Below are 3,078 nucleotides of genomic sequence, written 5' to 3'. Positions count from 1 at the left end.
GTCGTGTGCGCTCAAGGCCAAGGAGACCAGTACCTTCGAGCGCGCGCGTCGCTCAGGACCGAGATCGGCGTCAAGGACTTCTACACACTCCAGTTCTGCTGGTCCAACCCTCCCAATGTCATCTGCAAGCCAGCACCGTTGCTCAATCATGCCTTCGTCCGGACGTCGTTGACGGCTTCTGGAGGCGGGACCAGCGCTGACACCAGCCTCGATGTCAAGTGTAACCCCGGGGAAAACTGGTATCTTAATCTGTGGGTGCATGCACTCGGCTCGGGTTTGGGGCGAGTCCCACCGAAACTGCCGGGAAACTGGGCGGACATCTGCGACACCTATACCCTGGCCTACTCGGTGGAGCAGCTCACGGACGGGTACTTGCCCGGAGACCCCAATACCGCTCCGGTCAACCCCTAATGCGCGAGCACTCGCTTGTAGCGAATGTACTGCGAAAGTACAGTACAGTATCGTCTAGCCGGCTCGATGGCCGGTGGGTGGCTTCGAAACCAGTCCTTCCTTACGGGCGACCCTCGCTTGTGGAGCTTAGCCCATGCCCATTAGTTCGTTGCCGGTGATCTGGCTTACGGCCTGTTGCACGGTCCTCTTGGGTTGCGGTGGCAAAACGATCAGCGCGGGGGCCGGCGGTGGTGGGGGCATTCTGGTGGCCGGTATGCTGGGCCGCGGGGGTGCGGTTGGCCTGGGGGGACAGGCGGGAGCCGGTGGATTGGCGGCCGGCCGGGGTGGGCAGGCCGGCGCGCTTGGGGGGGCCGGCGTCGTGGGCCAGTCGGGCGGTGGTGGCCGGGCCGGCGTGCTTGGCCGGGCTGGAGTCTTGGGCCACTCGGGCAGCGGGGGACGGGCCGGCGTCGGTGTTGCCGGAGGTCAGGGTGGCTTAGTCGGTCACGGCGGTGTCTCCGCGGTTGCAGGGCAGGGGGGTGTGGCTGGTGGTTGGGCCGGTTCGGGTGGTATTGGGGGCGTTGTAGGTCTTGGCGGCTACGGGGGCATCGGCGGCGCGGTGGGTCAGGCTGGCTTTGGTGGCCGGGGCGGCGCGGGCGGTCGGAGTGGCTCCGGCGGCTTTGGCGGTGTCGTCGGAGTTGCAGGTCAAGGTGGCTTAGGCGGTCGGGGCGGTTTTGGGGCTGTCGGTGGCGTTGCGGGTGTTGTGGGCCAGGGCGGCATCGGCGGTACGACAGGTCATGGCGGTACCGGCGGCCGGCCTGGTGTCGGGGGGGCCGGTGGAGGCGACGGCTGCCCGCGTGGATTCTGGTGCACTACCGATGATCGCCTGTTTCCAGGCATTAGGTTCTGCGCCCTGATGAACCAGTACCTCCCCCCCCACTGCGGGAACCTGCAGGGCCAGTCCCTGTGCGCCAGGCTTACAGCTCCCTGCGTTGCGGGCTACTGCATCCGGACGTGTCCCTAAGTGCACGGGAGCTACACAGGGATGTGGCGCACGGTGCTGACGCTGGCAGCGCTATTGCACCAGCAAGCGTGTGGCGGGGGACGGACGGGTGTGGATCCCGGCCCTGCTGCGGGCGGTGCAGGCACTGCCATGGATGGCGGGGCCGCGGGGGAGGGAGGCGGCAGCGGTGGCGTCCACACCGGGCACGCGGGTGCCATGGATGGTGGCGCCGCGGGCGCAGGAGGCAGCCGTGGTGGTGCAGGCGGCGGACACGCAGGCACTGGAGTCGTGGGCGCGGGCACCGGGGGACAAGGCGGTACGGGCGGAGCCGGAGTGGTGTGCAAGGCTGGCCGCGGTGACTGCGACGGCGACGGCAAGTGCGAAACCAACATCTACGGTTCCACCAAGCACTGCGGTGGCTGCGGCCGGGGCTGTGACTTCCCGGACGCGCTGGAGCGCTGCGTACAAGGGGCATGCACGCTCATCGAGTGCGCCACGGGACGTTTCAACTGCGACGGCAACGCGCTCAACGGCTGCGAATCGACCGAGGTGTGCGCGGGGCTTGGGGGTGTTGGCTGCCCGCCGGGCCGCTCGGAGTGCGGCATGGGTCTGGGCTGCGGCTTCGACTTGCTGAGCTCGGAGTTCAACTGCGGGGGCTGTGGTCGCGTGTGCTTGCCACCCACGGCCTCGGGGCTTGCCCGTTGCATCAGCGGGGTGTGCACGCTGAGCTGGTGCCCGCACGACCGCTTTGATTGCGATGGCAGCGCCTTCAATGGCTGCGAGCGCGTGGGCGCATGCGGCAGCGGCGCTGGGGCGGGCGGCCCGGGTGGTGGTCAAGGTGGCCAAAGCGGAGCTGGTGGTCAGGCCGGAGTCCTCGGCCAGGCCGGAGTTCTGGGCCAGTCGGGCAGCGGTGGCCGGGCCGGCGCCGGGGGGCGTGGGGGCCTGGGCGGGATCGGTGGTCGCGGCGGGGTCGGTGGAAGTGGTGGAAGTGGCGGCTTCGGCGGTTTCGGTGGCCTGGGCGGATTCGGTGGCGCAGGCGGCTCGGGTGGCTTCGCTGCTACCGGGGGCGGTAGCGGTTTCGGTGGTGCGGGCGGGCCTGCGCCTCAGCCTTGCCTGCCACCTTCCGTATGCACGACGGTGTCCGGCTTCCGTGTCTGCGCGATCGATTCGGTGGCGATGGTGCCGTGTTTCAGCACCGCGTGCAGCGAGCTCGGCGGCACCTGCGGTGAGTTTCGGGGCAGGCTGTGGTGCGTCCGCTATTGCGAGTAGCAGTCCGGCACGCCCGACAGGGGACGTGCTCGGTGAGCCCACGTGCCATAGGTGACTGCACGGGCTGCGCTTGTCGCGCAGTCTTCGTGGCCCTGGCGTGCGGCTGCACGTTGGCCGGTTTCTTTTTGCCCCCTCACGCGCTGGCCAACGGGCGCTATCCAGCGGCCCAGCAGGTCATCGAGGATCCACGCGATCCCAACCACCTGATCGTGAGGGCGACCTACGGGTTGCTCGTCACCCGGGATGCGGGAACGAGCTGGTCGCTCATTTGCGAGGAAGCTGTGGGCTATGGAAGCAACCAAGACCCGGTGCTCGGCCTGTTCGAAAACGGCAACCTGATGGCCGGCCTGTTCGGGGGGCTGGCGCTAGCGCCCGAAGACGGCTGCAGCTGGAGCTTGGCTCCGGGTGGTGTCAGCGAC

4 protein-coding genes are annotated in these 3,078 nt (G+C 68.7%); all 4 read left to right on the top strand.

What is annotated here, in order from left to right:
* A partial coding sequence (locus MJD61_01520; protein MCG8553956.1) for a hypothetical protein occupies positions 1-411 on the top strand: 411 nt, incomplete at its 5' end.
* A 133-nt stretch (positions 412-544) separates the two neighbouring features.
* On the top strand, positions 545-1,411 hold the full coding sequence (locus tag MJD61_01515) for a hypothetical protein (GenBank protein MCG8553955.1): 867 nt from the start codon (positions 545-547) through the stop codon (positions 1,409-1,411).
* Positions 1,412-2,659 (top strand): hypothetical protein, encoded by a 1,248-nt coding sequence (locus MJD61_01510; protein MCG8553954.1) that lies wholly within the window; start codon positions 1,412-1,414, stop codon positions 2,657-2,659.
* Between the two features lie 32 nt (positions 2,660-2,691).
* Positions 2,692-3,078, top strand: a 387-nt coding sequence (locus MJD61_01505) for a hypothetical protein (protein ID MCG8553953.1), incomplete at its 3' end; no start/stop codon positions are given.

The organism is Pseudomonadota bacterium (assembly GCA_022361155.1).
Taxonomy (GTDB): Bacteria; Myxococcota_A; Polyangia; order Polyangiales; family JAKSBK01; genus JAKSBK01.
This window is presented reverse-complemented; position numbering and strand designations above follow the sequence as displayed.